Source organism: Bacillus sp. FDAARGOS_1420 (assembly GCF_019344915.1).
In the GTDB taxonomy this organism is placed as follows: domain Bacteria; phylum Bacillota; class Bacilli; order Bacillales; family Bacillaceae_G; genus Bacillus_A; species Bacillus_A mycoides.
In genome coordinates this window covers 529066-544036 of sequence record NZ_JAHWJB010000001.1, presented here as the reverse complement: position 1 = coordinate 544036, position 14971 = coordinate 529066, and the positions used below count along the sequence as shown (strand labels likewise).

Below are 14971 nucleotides of genomic sequence, written 5' to 3'. Positions count from 1 at the left end.
GAGAAGATGATGGCAGAGCAATTAATACCAATTCAGTGGAAAGATGATGCTTTAGTGTTATTGGATCAAACGGTATTACCGAACGAAATAGTCTATGAATCTTTTAAAACGGCTGAGGGTGTGTGGGATGCGATTCAAGTAATGAAAGTACGAGGAGCGCCGGCAATAGGTGTTTCAGCAGCCTACGGTGTGTATTTAGGAGTAAAGGAAGTTGCGGAAAGTTCGGCGGAAGAATTCATAGCGGAAGTAAAAAAGGTATGTGCATACTTAGCGACATCAAGACCGACGGCAGTAAATTTATTTTGGGCGCTTGAAAGAATGGAAAGTGTCGCGAAAGAGAATGCTCACTTATCAATTGCGCAGTTGAAAGATAGATTATTAGAAGAAGCAAAAGAGATTCATAGAGAAGATGAAGAAATTAACCGTCAAATTGGAGAACATGCATTAACATTATTCCATGATGGCATGGGGGTATTAACGCATTGTAATGCAGGTGCGTTAGCAACGACTAAGTATGGTACTGCGACAGCTCCAATGTACTTAGCGAAAGAAAAAGGATGGGACTTAAAAATCTATTCAGATGAAACACGTCCTAGATTACAAGGTTCAACGTTAACAGCATTAGAACTACAGCGAGCGGGAATCGATGTAACGGTCATTACAGATAATATGGCAGCAATGGTCATGTCACAAGGGAAAATCGATGCGGTAATCGTTGGATGTGACCGCGTAGCAGCAAATGGGGATGTAGCAAATAAAATTGGAACATTAGGCGTATCTATTTTAGCTAAATACTACAACATTCCGTTTTATGTAGCAGCACCAACGCCGACAATTGATTTGAAAACACTGACAGGAAAAGAAATTCCAATTGAAGAAAGGGATGCTTCTGAAGTAATCAATCGTTTCGGACAATACTCTGCTCCGCAAGAAAGTAAAGTATACAATCCGGCATTTGATGTCACGCCATATGAAAATGTAACAGCGATTATTACGGAAAAAGGGATTGTGGAAGCACCGTTTACGGAGAACTTAAAAAAGCTATTTTAGTAAGTAGATATATAGTCAGTCATCATAAGCTTCATACTTAGGGGGATGTATATGTTATTACAAAACGAAAGAGAAGAAGTTGTAGCGTACGGAAAGAAAATGATTTCTAGTGGTTTAACAAAGGGGACTGGCGGTAATATTAGTATTTTCAATCGTGAACAAGGTCTTGTTGCAATTAGCCCAAGTGGTCTAGATTATTATGAAACGACGCCTGAAGATGTAGTTATATTGAATTTAGATGGTGAAGTGATAGAAGGAGAGAGAAAACCATCAAGCGAATTAGATATGCACCTTATCTATTATAGAAATCGTGAAGATATAAATGCGCTTGTACATACACATTCTCCTTATGCGAAGACAATCGCATCATTAGGATGGGAACTTCCTGCTGTATCATATTTAATTGCTTTTGCAGGTCCGAATGTTCGCTGTGCACCATATGAAACATTTGGTACGAAGCAATTAGCAGAGGCTGCTTTGGAAGGAATGATTGATCGTCGTGCAGTTTTACTTGCGAATCATGGTTTAATGGCTGGTGCAAATAATATAAAAATGGCGTTTACTATTGCAGAAGAAATAGAGTTTTGTGCTCAAATTTATTATCAAACGAAAAGTGTCGGAGAACCGAAATTACTGCCAGAAGACGAGATGGAGAATTTGTCGAAGAAGTTTGAAGGGTATGGACAGCAGTAGAATGAAATGAAAACACCCTCAAGAAAAAATCTTGAGGGTGTTTCTTACACTTTCTTGAGCAACAAATACATAAAGTAAGGTGCACCAATTAAAGCAACGACAATACCAGCTGGAATACCGCTAGGTTCGACGATATTTCGTCCAATTGTATCCGCTAGTAGTAATAACCATCCGCCGATTAAAACGGCGATAGGGATGAATATTTGATGCCTTGGACCTACTAAAGATTTGGCGATGTGAGGAGCCATAAGTCCGATAAAGCTAATGCCTCCTGTTACGGAAACAGCAGCGGCAGCAAGTGCAACGGCTGCGATTAATAAGTATCTTCGTTCTTTTTCAATTTCAATTCCAACACCGATTGCTACTGGTTCGTTTAATGCTAGTATATTTAATCGATTTGCTTTATAGAAGACAAATGGGATTAATACGATTAGCCATGGAAGCATTGCTAAAACAAATGTCCAGTCATCTCCCCAAATGTTTCCGGCAATCCATTTAGCGATAAAGTCTACTTTCATACGATCTGCAGATGAAATAAGTACAATCATCGCGCCAGATAGTGCAAAGGAAAAACCGATGCCGGTTAATGTTAATCTTATTGGCTGAAGGCCTGTGGATTTGCTATATGAAAATACGTAAATTAGAACAGCTGTTAGAAACGCACCGATAAATCCAACGACTGGTAGTAGGTAAAGAAATGAACCTACGTCTATCGGGAAGTATAGAAAGAAAACAGAAACTGCAACACCAGCACCAGCGTTAATGCCGAGAATACCAGGTTCAGCTAAATCGTTTCGGGTAATACCTTGTAATATAGCACCTGATAAAGCGAGTGCCATACCGGCTAATAATGTAATGACGATTCTAGGTAGCCTTAAAGAATATAAAACGAATTCTTCTTTAAATGTACCTTGTCCCATAAGTGTTGGGATTAATCTGTCATAGGAGAGAGCGGCAGAACCGAGTCCCATTCCAATTACAATTGTTGTGATGGTAAGTATGAGTAATGCAAGTATGATAAGGCGTTGTTTCTTTAGAATAGATTGCATCATGAGAAAGTTCTTCCTCCTTTACGTACAATAAATAGGAAGAATGGTAATCCTACAATTGCGACGATTGCAGCAACTGGTGTTTCATATGGAGCGTTAATTGTACGTCCGATTGTGTCTGCGAGCAGCATAAAAGAAGCACCAGCAATCGCTGACATCGGTATAACAAAACGGTAATCTGGTCCAACGATTGGACGAACCATATGGGGTACCATAAGGCCGATAAATGCCATGTTTCCGACAAGTGCTACAGAAGCACCAGCAAGTAAGATAATAATGATAAATAAAATCGTTTTAATAACGATTATTTTTTGACCGAGTCCAACGGCAACTTCTTCACTGAAACTAAGAACTGTTAATTTCTTTGCAAGTAAGATAGCGATAAATATACTTATTGAAATAACCGGAATAATAATTTTTAATTGGCTCCAACTCGTTCCAATTACGCCCCCAGCCGTCCACATTGATACATCTTGTGAAATTTTAAAGTAAATGCCAACACCTTCTGAGATTGCAAGTAGAAATGCTGAAACAGCAGCACCAGCTAATACAATTCGAAGAGGAGAAAGTCCGCCCTTTTTCACCATGCCAATTCCAAATACCATAATAGCGCCAATTGCAGCACCGATAAAGCAAGCTAGTGTTAAGTAAAGGTAGCTTATAGAAGGATTGAAGGCAAGTGTTAGTGCAAGTGCAGCATTTGCGCCACCAGTTAGGCCAAGTAATCCAGGATCGGCAAGTGGGTTTCGCGTTAATCCTTGCATAATTGCACCAGAAACAGCGAGTCCAGCTCCTACAAAAATAGCAGCAACTTCACGTGGTAAACGTATTTCACGAAGGATGGATAGCTTATCTCCTTTAGCAGAGGAAGTAAGTGCTAACCATACGTCTTTTATAGAAGTATCTGCAGCGCCTAACACCATTGCAAACATAAAAATAAGAAAGAATGCAATGATACTCAAAATTAATTTGTATGTAAAAGCGTTGGAACGTAGGTTGTCTTGCTCTTTTTTCATCAGTTTCACATCTTTTCTTTTCATAGAATAAAGGAAGAGGAATTCTTAAATTAAGAATTCCTCATGTTTGTATTATTGACCAAGAAAGCTCTTCTTGAAGAAGTCTAGTTGGAAATCTAATGTAAGTGGATCATTGAAATAGAATTCCATCATGTTTGCTTCATATACACGATTATTTTTTACTGCCGGAATGTTTTTATATGATTCTGTCTCTTGGAATGAGTTATCAGTATCTTTGTTTTTACTTACGATTAAGTAATCACCAGCAAACTCAGGTAATACCTCAGTAGATAATGCGTAGTATCCTTCTTTTAAAGCTTTTTCTTTTACTTTTTCAGGCATTTTTAATTTCATTTCTTGGTAAAGAATTTCTGTTCCACGGCCCCAGTTTTCGCCGTATACGTAAAGCTGCTTGTTGAAGTTTTCAACAACAGAAACGGTTGCATCTTCACCGATCTTCGCTTTAATGTCTTTTCCAGCTGTTTGTGCGCGTTTCTTGAAATCATCAACCCAAGTTTTTGCTTCTTTTTCTTTATTTAATAATTTACCGATTTCTAAGTGTTGTGTTAAGTAATCAACTTTTCCGTAAGTGTATGTTACAGTAGGAGCGATTTTCTTTAACTTATCAACATTTTTAATATTTGATAAACCAATGATTAAATCTGGATTTAATTCAGCAATTTTTTCAACATTCTCATCTGATACTTCAGCGACATTTTTCAGTTTGCTATCAAAACGTGGGTTTTGTTTAGACCATGAATCTACCCCAACAAGATTTACACCTAATGACATTACGTTACCAGCGAATGATGATAGGACAACAACACGTTGTGGATTTGCTGGAACTTCAACTTTACCATTTTCAGATTGGTATGTAATTGTTTCTGATTTCTTACCTTTTGCGTCGTTCTTCTTGTCTGTTGAACCATTGCTACAAGCACTCATAACAAGGACGAACAGAACTGTTAGTGAAATGAATAATTTTTTCATCGTCTTGCTCCTTTTGATAGATGATATGTGATATACAATAAATTGTTTAGCTTTGATCTTTTGAAAAGTTAGTGGTAATACAAAAGTCTTATTAACAATCTTGAACTTGAGATTTTACCATATAGTATTCACCATAGTAATAGAAGAAGATGTAATCTCACAGTTGCTAATAATTAACAAATTGATAATGATTATCACTATTGATTCTTTAAATACTATAATTTTATATAGGTGTATTGTCAATAGTGATTTTGATTGTAAAATTTATAAAAACAAGTTATATTTTATTGAGAATGATAATCAATTATTAGTAGCTGAGGAGTGACACGAATGAATCAAGAAGAATTGTTTGATGTAACTGTGATAGGCGGAGGACCTGCAGGGCTTTATTCAGCTTTTTATAGTGGACTAAGAGAGATGAAAACGAAAATAATAGAATTTCAACCACAGTTAGGTGGAAAAATACATGTTTATCCGGAGAAAATGATTTGGGATATTGGCGGATTATTACCGGTTACTGGTGATAAATTAATTGAGCAACTTGTACAACAAGGATTAACATTTCAGCCTGAAGTTGTATTGAATACAAAAATAGAATCGATTATTCGTAATCAGGATGGCATTTTTACATTAAAAACAAGCTCTGGGGAAGAACATTTTTCAAAAACAGTGATCGTCGCAACTGGGAGTGGTATATTGAATCCACAAAAGCTATCAATTGAAGGTGCGGAGAGATTCGAAGTCTCAAATTTAAATTATACAGTTAAATCGTTAAAACGTTTCAAAGATAAAACGGTAATTATTTCAGGTGGAGGGAACTCCGCAATTGATTGGGCGAACGAATTAGAACCAATCGCAAAAAAAGTTTATTTAACATATAGAAAAGAAGAATTATCTGGTCATGAAGCACAAGTAAAACAACTTATGAACAGTTCAGCAGAATGTTTCTTTAATACATCGATTACAAAATTAATTGCTGGTGATAACCATGAAGCGATTGAATATATAGAATTAACAAATCATGAAACTGGAGAAATTTCTCATTTATCTGTCGATGAAGTTATTATTAATCATGGATATGAACGCGATATAACATTATTAGAAAATAGTGAGCTAGATGTTGCTATTGTTGACAATTATTATATTGCGGGGAATGCAAATAGTGAGTCCTCGGTAGACGGATTATATGCCGCTGGAGATATTTTAAAGCATGAAGGGAAATTGCATTTAATCGCAGGGGCATTCCAAGATGCTGGAAACGCTGTGAATAAAGCGAAACAATTTATTCAACCTGATGCAAGTGAGTACGGAATGGTTTCTTCTCATAATGAAGTATTTAAGAAGAGAAATCGAGAATTGATTAAGCAGATGATGAAATAATAAAGGAACAAGTATACCCCCATTTACATCTCTATTTCTATGGACGAGAGATACAAATGGGGTTTTTCCTGTTTACTATATTTTCAATCATTTTCATGACACCGTTTTCATTAGTTCATGTCATATGAATGTATTTCTATAAAAAGGGAATACAAAGACTTGAACATTTTATTTGTAAATCTTTCTAGGAAACAATGAATCTATAGTTGGTTTGTGCGGACCATTATTAAATTATGCGGTCCCTTTTGTCTGTTTATTAGGAAATGGAATATTTTGTATAGAAACAATATATTGTTTTCCATGTTGTCGAGCTAATGATTCTAATATTTGACGAACGCGTTTTGTAAGATTGCCTTGTTTTTTTATAGCTTCACAATATGCATCATAGAAAACGTATTTAGCCCAAAGGAAATCATCTTGTTGGAATAAGAAATGATTTTTGTACCATTCACCAATCGTATGATAACAATTATTTTCATGTACTGCTGCACTTTGTGAAAGAATACGATCGGATAAAGACTTAGATAGATGAGAAATTGTGTTTTCTGTTTCAACTCGTAATGTTTTTTCTAACATTGTAATGATGTGACGAGTAGCCATATGTTAACTCTCCTTTGTGTAAATGGGTAATACCATTCTATATTTAAAAAATACTTACTATACTATTATACAATATATGGAATGCATCTACCTGCTTTTTAATTTGTATTTACAAAATCTTTTTTATTTGTTTACAAAAATAAAGTAAGATACATTATGTATATGAAAAAATAATAAAGGAATGAACACATTGTATATAACGATAGAAGAGGCTGCGGAGTATTTGAAATTACCAAAATCGTATGTTGAAGACTTAATTCAGCAAAAGAAAGTTCGTGCATTGTTTGATGGAGAGCAATATTTAATAAATAAGGAACAGTTTAATACACATTTAGAACAAATGGAGAAATATAAGCAGTTAGTGGAAGAAATATTAAATGAACCAATTCCAGAAGATATGGATGTTAAAGACGAAGATTAAATTTATAAAAAGCCCCCGTATTAAGATATGCAGAAATGTATCTTAATACGGGGGCTTTTTATATTAAGGGATGAAAAAGTCATCCGAAATCCTAGAGTTACTTTAAGGGAAAGAAGATTTTATAGGGATTAGTATTATTAGTTAAAAGCATATTTTTTCATAGCGGGGACAAACATAGCGAACATAACCTGTACAGATACATATACTATCAGTGCAAAAGCTTATAAATTAATGGAAGGGGTTTTCTCGTGAGTTTACTTCATTGTGATTTTTTGAAAGATTTAATTGGATCTTATGTAAGAGTAAACAGAGGTGGACCAGAATCTCAAAAAGGAACAATAGTATCAGTGTGTACGGACTACTTCGTATTAAAGAATGAAAAAGGAGAGCGCTATTACTATCAGCTTCGCCATCTGAAAAGTATTACAAAGAATACGAAAGATTGTGTAACAGATGATTGTGGCTGGTTGGAATATGACTGTGCAGAAGATTTTGAAAAGCTACTTCAAAGCTTCAAATACCGCTGGGTAAAAATTAATCGTGGTGGTCCAGAGAAAGTTGAAGGCATTTTACAAGACGTTTCTTGTGATTATGTAACGTTAATTATAAAAGAGGAAGTTATATTAATTGCACTAGCTCATATTAAAAGTGTTAGTTATAACGAATCAGTATGTGGAGAGAGCGATGAGAAAAGTGATGAAAGTAGCAATGATTCAAGTCGAGCTCGTGCACAAAGACAATCAAGAAGAGGAAGATAATAAGAAAGGAGGATATGAAATTGGAGAGTCTATTATGCTGTGATCAAATTAAAGGTTTAGTCGGTGAAAATGTAAAGGTAAATCTGCGCGGGCCGGAAAGTCGAGTAGGTGTACTTTTATCGTTGGGGAAAGATTACCTTACACTACAATTACCTCATGGAGAAGTAGTATATTATCAGTTGAAACATGTGAAGAGTCTAGTCAAGAAAGTGAAAGAAACAAAATGTGACGATTACTATGGTTCATGTTTCTATTCTGATGAAGATACTTTTTTAGATGTATTAAGTGACCTGAAGTATAAGTGGATAAAGGTTAATCGTGGTGGACCAGAGTGTGTGGAAGGTTTATTAAGTGAAGTACATGATGAATGCATTACGCTAGTAAATGGTGATGAAGTCATTTACGTGATTATTTATCATATTAAGAGTGTGAATCAAGTAGTTAAGTGTAAAAAGAATGAAGAAGAATAATGTTTGATAAATAAGAGGGGCATTATGATTGGAAGTGAAGAACGATTTCATAGTTCGCTACAATTATTAGCGATATATGAAAAAGAATTTCTTACTACTAAAAGACAGAACATTGCCCTGATTATTTTTTTAGAAATGGAAGGCAGGAAAAGTAGTATTTTATAGAAAGGAGGATATAGATGAATGAGTTAAACAAAAATATTGGAGAAAATATATACGTTAAATTAATCGGTGAAAAAAGATTTAAAGGTGTATTAATTGATGTAGGAAATGATATTGTAGTTCTTTACAATGGACAAGACTATGTATATATATCTTTATACCATATCCAGTATTATAAATTTTTAAGAGAGCATGATGAAGAAATATTAAAGCCTGGTGTGGACTCTGTAATTAAGAGGGAATCACCTTCAATTTCTTTGAGAAAAGTATTAATCACATCTAAAGGGATTTTTACAGAAATTTATGTGGCAGGAAATGTTCCGATACACGGTTATGTTACAAGTGTGATGAACGATTATATTGTTTTTTATAGCCCTGTTTACAAAACTGTATATATATCTTTAAAGCATTTGAAGTGGTTAATTCCTTATAAAGAGAACCAAGTACCTTATTCCCTCAATAAAAATGAACTCCCCGTAAATCCATTAAATATTACTCTAGCTAGAACTTTTGAAGAACAGCTTATTAAAATGTCAGGGAAAATTATGGTGTTTGATTTAGGCGAGGAATCTAATAAAATCGGAAAGATGACGAAAATTGATGAAGGGCATATTGAAATATTAAAAGCACGTGACGCAAAAATGTACGTGAATATTCAACATGTGAAATCTGTCCATTGTCCGTAGGCTAGTTGAAAGGGCTGGCTTTTTCTTTTATATATAGGGAAGAAAAGGTCGAGCCTATTTGTTTAATTCGATTTGGATATGAGGGGAAAATGAATTGAATATCATATAGGTATGTTAGTGTAATCTTTGAAGGGGCAATCTTGTACTAAAGGTGTACGAGCTACCTTTTGGTGTATTCAACTCACTTTTTGAGGAAGAGCTGCTCAACTACTTTATTAAAGGGGTTTTGTTTGTGGAGCAGTTTCCAAATTCGTTTTCGATTACATTACTTGGAAGTGCTGGTGGAGCAGCAAAAGCAGTGTTAGCAATTTTGAATCAAGCGGTAGTAAATGAAAAAGATCCAATTTATGAAGTGATAAAGAATATGAACTTCCATTTGGTGGATATAAAACAAAAAGATAAAAGTTATTATGATGAGTTGTTTCCAAATTTGAAAGAGCAATTTTTTTTATATGAAATAAACCTTCAAGATGTAGTCAAATTTAAACATCATTTAAAGGAAAAAAGAACGAAGGTTGTTATTGATGTTTCAGGTGCAGATACAATTAGGGTACTGAGTTGTTGTAATGACCTTGGCATTTGTTATATTAATTCGGCTTTGGAAAATGAGGCAGTAGATCAAGACGATAGTTTACTTGGTTTTCAGCTTACGGAAAGGTATACGAGGTTTGAGAAGGAGAAAGAAACATTTACAAATACAAGAGCGATTATAGGCTCAGGTATGAATCCTGGTGTTGTTCAATGGATGGTTGTTGAGCTTATGAAAGAACGTCCAAATGAAAAGCCGCGAGCATGCTATATTGTAGAACATGATAATTCATTTTTGAATGATAAAGAGCTTATAAAACCTCATACACTTTATGCATCATGGGCAGTTGAGCGTTTTCTTGATGAAGCGATATGGAGTTATCCTATGTATATGAGTCATCATCGTCCACTTTACTTTTATGAGGATGTATATGCTTCAGAGTATAAAGTAAAGTTAGGTGAAAAAGAATTTTATGGTTGCTTAATGCCACATGAAGAAGTTTTAATTTTAGGGAAATCTTTTAATATGGAAGTGGGTTTTCTTTATCGGATCAATGAGTATACAACAAACTTAATTAGACAGAACTTAGATAAAGTGGAAGATTTATGGAATTGGAATCGTAAAGTATTTAATCCAGCAGAAGATGATATTATAGGAGAAGATTTAGTCGGTGTGTTACTCGTTTATGAACATAATGAGACATACATGTATAATGTAATGAATAGTAGCCAAGTTTTTCAAAAATATAAAACAAATGCGACGTACTTCCAAGTAGGGTGTGGAATTTATGCTGGCTTATGTAGTTTACTGTTAGATACTTTTGGACAAGGCGCTTATTATGTAGAAGAATTATTATTAAATACTGAAAGTAAGTATGGGGAATATTTAAATTTATATATGAAGGATTTTGTAGTAGGACATAATAATTTTACAGATGGATTGCTAAATGATAGGGTAAGATGGATATAAATTGTAACTGAAAAGGAAGGAGCTGTATCTCCTTCCTTCCTTTTAGTATTAGAAGGTTACATGTTGCCCTGAAAGCAATTTCATAATTATAATTTAAAGAGATAACACTTGAAATGTTTTTTTGTATTGATCAAGAGGAGTTTTTATATGAACAAATACAAGAGCTTGATTTATGAAGAAAGAGAAGCTTTAAAAGTATTTATATTATTATTCTATATTATTTTCTTTTTATATGACGTTATCTATTATTTTGTTTATCCTGCTATGAATATTAATGAAGCAAGGGTAGGGTGGCCAGAAGGTGGTATGGGAATAGGTGTATATATATTAGTAATATCTTTATTTCCTATTTCAATATATCTTCAAAAACAAGGTTATGTATATTTTGTGAAATACTTATTTTTAATTGGGTACATGCTTATTGATCTTATTAATAACTTAATGATTTATTTACACAGTGATCGTGTTTTTGAAAATGGAAATATGGTTGAAATATTTTTAATTCTATTTGCACCGATTTTTGTGAACAGAAAATATTTTTATTTCGTTTCCTGTAGTGTAATTGGAAAATATGTATTTTTTACTTTGATATTACAAGATGCAAAAGTTGTGATTCCGCTTGTATTATGTATATTCTTTTTCATCATTTCGCATTCTTTATTAAAGAGATTTCAATCTTATGTAAGGACAGTTGTTGAGATGATGAACAGTATGAAAGAGACAGAAAATTTAGCGGTTATTGGGACTATGTCTACAACAATAGCTCATGAAATTCGAAATCCATTAACAGCTTTAAAAGGATTTACACAAATTCAAAAAGAAAGAAATCCTGAAGATACGATGAGCTATGAGATTATGCTGCAAGAAATTGAGAGAATTAATGGGTTTGTTAGTGAATTGATGTTATTAGGAAAACCGAAACCAACAAATTATGAATGGTGTAATATAGGGGAAATCCTTTTATATGTTGTACAGTTAATGGAAAGCTATGCGACTCAATATAAAGTGAAATTTCATTTGCAAGTAGATGGAAATTTACCCGTTATAAATGGTGATGATAAGCAATTAAAACAAGTGTTGTTAAACATCATCAAAAATGGAATTGAATCGATGCCAGGAGGCGGGAATATTCGGATTCTGGCATATGAAAAAGCTGGAGAGAACTTGTGTATTTCTGTTGAAGATCAAGGTCTTGGGATAGAAAATGAGAAAATAGAAAAGATCGGAAAAGCTTTTTATACAACAAAAGAGAATGGTACAGGTCTTGGATTAATGATTACATATAAAATTATTGAAGAACATCAAGGGAGTATCGCGATTGAAAGTAGTATGGGGATAGGAACGAAAGTGGAAATTTATTTACCAACAGTGTAGTGCATTAGACGAAATTACTTTTCAGAAAAGTGTTCTTGTTGTGTAAATATAAACATTTTATAAAATGTTTCAAGAAGGGTTTTTTTTATAAAAAACTTCGTTTATAATGGAGGAAAATATCGACATAGAGCTTTTAGCTCATGTAACGGTTCAGTAGTGTTATGAAAAGAAAAGAAGGGGTGCACGCGCATCCTTTTTTCTATGCGGATATGATGAAAGGGGTGGTATGATGGAATTAACATTAAATTCGACTGTATGCTTACACACGATTCAATTTCGAAAAGAGCAAAAGAACTATATTGTAAAAGATACGATTACAGGAGAGACATATGAAATGCCGCCACTTTGGATTGATGCACTAGCAATGATGCGTGACGGTTTTTTATTGGGAGAAATTGAGGAGAAATTAAAAGAAGAATATCCAGCAGAAGAAGTAAATATGGTAGCATTTACGAGGCAACTGTTAGAGCTAGAACTTGTCGAAATGGTAGATGGAGAAGAGATAGCTTGTACAAAGAAGAAAGATAAAGATTATTTAGCGTGGATACGACCAAAGGTGGAGCAATTCTTTTTTAACTTAAATAAAAAATATAAAAGCAAAGGTCAAAAGTGATCTTTGCTTTTTTTGTAGACCATGTTTAAAAAATAACAGCGAATGCCCTTGCGAAAGCACCGTCACTATTTTTAATTTTTAAAGGTGCTGCTGAGAAAAAGAATCGTTTCGCTTTAATGGCATCTAAGTTTGTTAAGTTTTCAATTAAGTAAATATTATTTCCTAACAGTATGTGATGAATCGGTGATGTTTCTGTCGTTACCTCATCAGGAGAAATAAAATCTAAACCGACAGATTTTACTTTTAATTGAACTAGTTCTTCAGCTAATTCTTCGGAAAGATAAAACGCTTCTTTCTCATAAGCTTCGGTATTCCATTTATTAGATAGATTGGAATGGAAAATGACAATATCGCCTTCTTTTATGTCGACAGTATGTAATACTTCCTTAGGTAATTTTCGCTCTTGAACATGAGTCACATCGATAAGGACAGCTTCGCCTACAAATTGATTTAGGGGTAATTGATCAATAGTGGTTGCGCCTGAAATGAAATGAGCAGGCGCATCACAATGCGTACCAACATGAACGACAGAATGAAAATTCGTAACTTGATAACCTGTTTCTTCAACGCTTGTAATGGCTTCTAGTTGGATTCTTGGTGTTCCAGGAAATTGAGACATATTATTTTCAAACGTTTGTGATAGATCAATTACTTTCATTTTACATACCTCCAATATATTTTTTTCAAATAATAAAAAGCCCATCCTTCATAATCAAGAAAGATGAGCTTTACATACTAGTTGAGTTTTATCTTCCAAAATGCAATGCATTTTGCAGGAATTAGCACCTATTCAGTTTGCATAAACTGAGGTTGCTGGGCTTCAAAGGACCGGTCCCTCTGCCTCTCTTGATAAAGGTTTATTCGGTTTTAAATTCGGAATGTTTGTGATATTTAAATTGTAATTCATTTCCTTTTTTCGTGCAATACAAATTAGGTGTTCACCCAAATAAAGTTGCTCGCATATTGTAGCTTATGTAAGTAGACTGTTGCGAAGGAGTGAGTGCAGTGACAGGGAATGTATTGAATTATTATGCCGGTGGAAATACAGCTAGAGGATTTCACAGCTTATACGAAGAGAATTTGAAGGGGCTAGACAGGTTGTTTATTTTAAAGGGTGGTCCAGGAACGGGAAAATCTTCTTTAATTAAGGCAATAGGTCGTGAATGGGTTGAAAAAGGATATGATATTGAACTTTTGCATTGTTCTTCTGATAATAAGTCAGTTGATGGGGTGATTATTCCGAAATTAAAAGTAGGAATTGTTGATGGAACATCACCGCATGTTATTGAGCCGAAAATGCCAGGAGTTATTGAAGAGTATATAAATTTAGGAGTTGCTTGGGACTCAGATAAATTAAGAAAGCAGAAGTTAGAAATTGAACGGTTTGTATCAGAAGCGGGAAAGGCTTTCAAATCTGCTTACGGATGTTTTAAAGAGGCATTAGTTATACATGATGAGTGGGAGAAAATATATATTAATAACATTGATTTTAATAAAGCAAATGAACTAACAGATCAGCTAATTCAGAAATTATTTGCAGATAAAAAGGAGAAACAATCGATTGTGAAACATCGTTTTTTAGGAGCTGCTACACCGAAAGGAGCAGTTGATTTTGTTCCTAATTTAACAGAAGGGTTACCACATCGTTATTTTATAAAAGGACGCCCGGGCTCTGGAAAATCAACAATGCTCAAAAAGTTATCGAAGGCAGCAGAAGAAAAAGGTTTTGACGTTGAAGTATATCATTGCGGATTTGACCCGAATAGTCTTGATATGGTTATCGTAAGAGAATTAGGATTTGCAATTTTTGATAGTACCGCACCACATGAATATTTTCCAAGTCGCGAAGGTGATGAGATTATAGATATGTATGCTCTTATTGTTAAACCGGGGACGGATGAGAAGTATGCTACAGAAATTCGTGACGTTTCCATTCAATATAAAGCAAAAATGAATGAGGCAATGTCTTTCTTAGCAAAAGCAAAATCAGTTCGTGATAAATTAGAACGAATTTATATTGCTGCTATGGATTTTTCAAAAGTGGATGCATATAAAGAGGAAATTCAAAAAGAGTTTGAACGAATTACTGCTACTGTAATTGAAAATAAAAAATAGGTGCTTTATTGAGCTGTCAGAAATTGTCTGACAGCTGTTTTGGTATATAGTAAAATTAGTCGTATATTTGTCGAATTCCCAGGGAAATAATCAAAA

Annotated in this window: 17 protein-coding genes and 1 riboswitch; of the genes, 12 read left to right on the top strand and 5 right to left on the bottom strand. The window is 34.2% G+C overall.

The window, feature by feature from the left end; translation table 11 throughout:
- The first annotated feature begins 9 nt into the window (after positions 1 to 9).
- The gene (mtnA, locus tag I6L50_RS02860; RefSeq protein WP_219300426.1) at positions 10 to 1050 is read left to right on the top strand and encodes an S-methyl-5-thioribose-1-phosphate isomerase; all 1041 of its coding nucleotides are present in this window, start codon (positions 10 to 12) and stop codon (positions 1048 to 1050) included.
- A 51-nt stretch (positions 1051 to 1101) separates the two neighbouring features.
- Positions 1102 to 1743, top strand: coding sequence for an L-fuculose-phosphate aldolase (locus tag I6L50_RS02855; RefSeq protein WP_219300424.1), 642 nt, complete (start codon positions 1102 to 1104; stop codon positions 1741 to 1743).
- A 44-nt stretch (positions 1744 to 1787) separates the two neighbouring features.
- Here I6L50_RS02855 and I6L50_RS02850 read toward each other — a convergent pair whose 3' ends face one another.
- From I6L50_RS02850 to I6L50_RS02840, 3 genes are read right to left on the bottom strand one after another with little or no spacing between them, the layout of a single operon-like run.
- Positions 1788 to 2795, bottom strand: a complete 1008-nt coding sequence (locus I6L50_RS02850) for a FecCD family ABC transporter permease (RefSeq protein ID WP_044444293.1) — start codon at positions 2793 to 2795, stop codon at positions 1788 to 1790.
- Positions 2792 to 3832: a FecCD family ABC transporter permease gene (locus I6L50_RS02845; protein WP_002139451.1), complete on the bottom strand. Its 1041-nt coding sequence runs from the start codon at positions 3830 to 3832 to the stop codon at positions 2792 to 2794. The genes I6L50_RS02850 and I6L50_RS02845 overlap by 4 nt, the downstream gene beginning before the upstream one ends.
- A 48-nt stretch (positions 3833 to 3880) precedes the next feature.
- Positions 3881 to 4798, bottom strand: a complete 918-nt coding sequence (locus I6L50_RS02840) for an iron-hydroxamate ABC transporter substrate-binding protein (RefSeq protein ID WP_000732562.1) — start codon at positions 4796 to 4798, stop codon at positions 3881 to 3883.
- A 330-nt stretch (positions 4799 to 5128) separates the two neighbouring features.
- Between I6L50_RS02840 and I6L50_RS02835 the strand changes: the two genes are divergently transcribed.
- On the top strand, positions 5129 to 6178 hold the full coding sequence (locus I6L50_RS02835) for an NAD(P)/FAD-dependent oxidoreductase (RefSeq protein ID WP_219300422.1): 1050 nt from the start codon (positions 5129 to 5131) through the stop codon (positions 6176 to 6178).
- A 231-nt stretch (positions 6179 to 6409) separates the two neighbouring features.
- On the opposite strand, the gene I6L50_RS02830 is transcribed toward I6L50_RS02835, so the two are convergent.
- Positions 6410 to 6778: a hypothetical protein gene (locus tag I6L50_RS02830; protein WP_219300420.1), complete on the bottom strand. Its 369-nt coding sequence runs from the start codon at positions 6776 to 6778 to the stop codon at positions 6410 to 6412.
- Between the two features lie 181 nt (positions 6779 to 6959).
- Between I6L50_RS02830 and I6L50_RS02825 the strand changes: the two genes are divergently transcribed.
- The 8 genes from I6L50_RS02825 (at position 6960) to I6L50_RS02790 (ending at position 12760) form a co-directional block, all read left to right on the top strand.
- The gene (locus I6L50_RS02825) at positions 6960 to 7199 is read left to right on the top strand and encodes a helix-turn-helix domain-containing protein (protein WP_002010190.1); all 240 of its coding nucleotides are present in this window, start codon (positions 6960 to 6962) and stop codon (positions 7197 to 7199) included.
- Between the two features lie 248 nt (positions 7200 to 7447).
- Positions 7448 to 7957, top strand: a complete 510-nt coding sequence (locus tag I6L50_RS02820) for a spore coat protein (protein WP_113938010.1) — start codon at positions 7448 to 7450, stop codon at positions 7955 to 7957.
- A gap of 20 nt (positions 7958 to 7977) precedes the next feature.
- Positions 7978 to 8427 (top strand): spore coat protein, encoded by a 450-nt coding sequence (locus I6L50_RS02815; protein WP_113938009.1) that lies wholly within the window; start codon positions 7978 to 7980, stop codon positions 8425 to 8427.
- 24 nt (positions 8428 to 8451) lie between these two features.
- Positions 8452 to 8592 carry a hypothetical protein gene (locus I6L50_RS02810; protein ID WP_219300418.1) on the top strand — a complete coding sequence of 47 codons (141 nt, stop codon included), beginning with the start codon at positions 8452 to 8454 and terminating at the stop codon, positions 8590 to 8592.
- A gap of 14 nt (positions 8593 to 8606) precedes the next feature.
- Complete coding sequence (locus I6L50_RS02805) at positions 8607 to 9275, top strand: LSm family protein (protein ID WP_002016710.1); 669 nt, start codon at positions 8607 to 8609, stop codon at positions 9273 to 9275.
- 232 nt (positions 9276 to 9507) lie between these two features.
- Positions 9508 to 10773 carry an S-adenosylmethionine decarboxylase related protein gene (locus tag I6L50_RS02800; RefSeq protein WP_219300416.1) on the top strand — a complete coding sequence of 422 codons (1266 nt, stop codon included), beginning with the start codon at positions 9508 to 9510 and terminating at the stop codon, positions 10771 to 10773.
- A gap of 147 nt (positions 10774 to 10920) precedes the next feature.
- Positions 10921 to 12147 carry an ATP-binding protein gene (locus I6L50_RS02795; RefSeq protein ID WP_219300413.1) on the top strand — a complete coding sequence of 409 codons (1227 nt, stop codon included), beginning with the start codon at positions 10921 to 10923 and terminating at the stop codon, positions 12145 to 12147.
- Positions 12148 to 12376: 229 nt separating this feature from the next.
- Positions 12377 to 12760, top strand: coding sequence for a hypothetical protein (locus tag I6L50_RS02790; RefSeq protein WP_033715352.1), 384 nt, complete (start codon positions 12377 to 12379; stop codon positions 12758 to 12760).
- A gap of 25 nt (positions 12761 to 12785) precedes the next feature.
- Here the strand turns inward: I6L50_RS02790 and I6L50_RS02785 are convergent, their stop codons facing one another.
- On the bottom strand, positions 12786 to 13418 hold the full coding sequence (locus I6L50_RS02785) for a cyclase family protein (protein ID WP_219300411.1): 633 nt from the start codon (positions 13416 to 13418) through the stop codon (positions 12786 to 12788).
- Between the two features lie 85 nt (positions 13419 to 13503).
- A riboswitch (SAM riboswitch) is annotated at positions 13504 to 13616 on the bottom strand.
- 149 nt (positions 13617 to 13765) lie between these two features.
- Between I6L50_RS02785 and I6L50_RS02780 the strand changes: the two genes are divergently transcribed.
- Positions 13766 to 14875 (top strand): PRK06851 family protein, encoded by a 1110-nt coding sequence (locus I6L50_RS02780; protein WP_113938006.1) that lies wholly within the window; start codon positions 13766 to 13768, stop codon positions 14873 to 14875.
- Positions 14876 to 14971 lie beyond the last annotated feature (96 nt).

Coding starts and splice junctions, on each gene's coding strand:
- mtnA (WP_219300426.1), top strand. CDS start 10: ATGGCAGAGCAATTAATACCAATTCAGTGGAAAGATGATGCTTTAGTG.
- I6L50_RS02855 (WP_219300424.1), top strand. CDS start 1,102: ATGTTATTACAAAACGAAAGAGAAGAAGTTGTAGCGTACGGAAAGAAA.
- I6L50_RS02850 (WP_044444293.1), bottom strand. CDS start 2,795: ATGATGCAATCTATTCTAAAGAAACAACGCCTTATCATACTTGCATTA.
- I6L50_RS02845 (WP_002139451.1), bottom strand. CDS start 3,832: ATGAAAAGAAAAGATGTGAAACTGATGAAAAAAGAGCAAGACAACCTA.
- I6L50_RS02840 (WP_000732562.1), bottom strand. CDS start 4,798: ATGAAAAAATTATTCATTTCACTAACAGTTCTGTTCGTCCTTGTTATG.
- I6L50_RS02835 (WP_219300422.1), top strand. CDS start 5,129: ATGAATCAAGAAGAATTGTTTGATGTAACTGTGATAGGCGGAGGACCT.
- I6L50_RS02830 (WP_219300420.1), bottom strand. CDS start 6,778: ATGGCTACTCGTCACATCATTACAATGTTAGAAAAAACATTACGAGTT.
- I6L50_RS02825 (WP_002010190.1), top strand. CDS start 6,960: ATGAACACATTGTATATAACGATAGAAGAGGCTGCGGAGTATTTGAAA.
- I6L50_RS02810 (WP_219300418.1), top strand. CDS start 8,452: ATGATTGGAAGTGAAGAACGATTTCATAGTTCGCTACAATTATTAGCG.
- I6L50_RS02805 (WP_002016710.1), top strand. CDS start 8,607: ATGAATGAGTTAAACAAAAATATTGGAGAAAATATATACGTTAAATTA.
- I6L50_RS02795 (WP_219300413.1), top strand. CDS start 10,921: ATGAACAAATACAAGAGCTTGATTTATGAAGAAAGAGAAGCTTTAAAA.
- I6L50_RS02790 (WP_033715352.1), top strand. CDS start 12,377: ATGGAATTAACATTAAATTCGACTGTATGCTTACACACGATTCAATTT.
- I6L50_RS02785 (WP_219300411.1), bottom strand. CDS start 13,418: ATGAAAGTAATTGATCTATCACAAACGTTTGAAAATAATATGTCTCAA.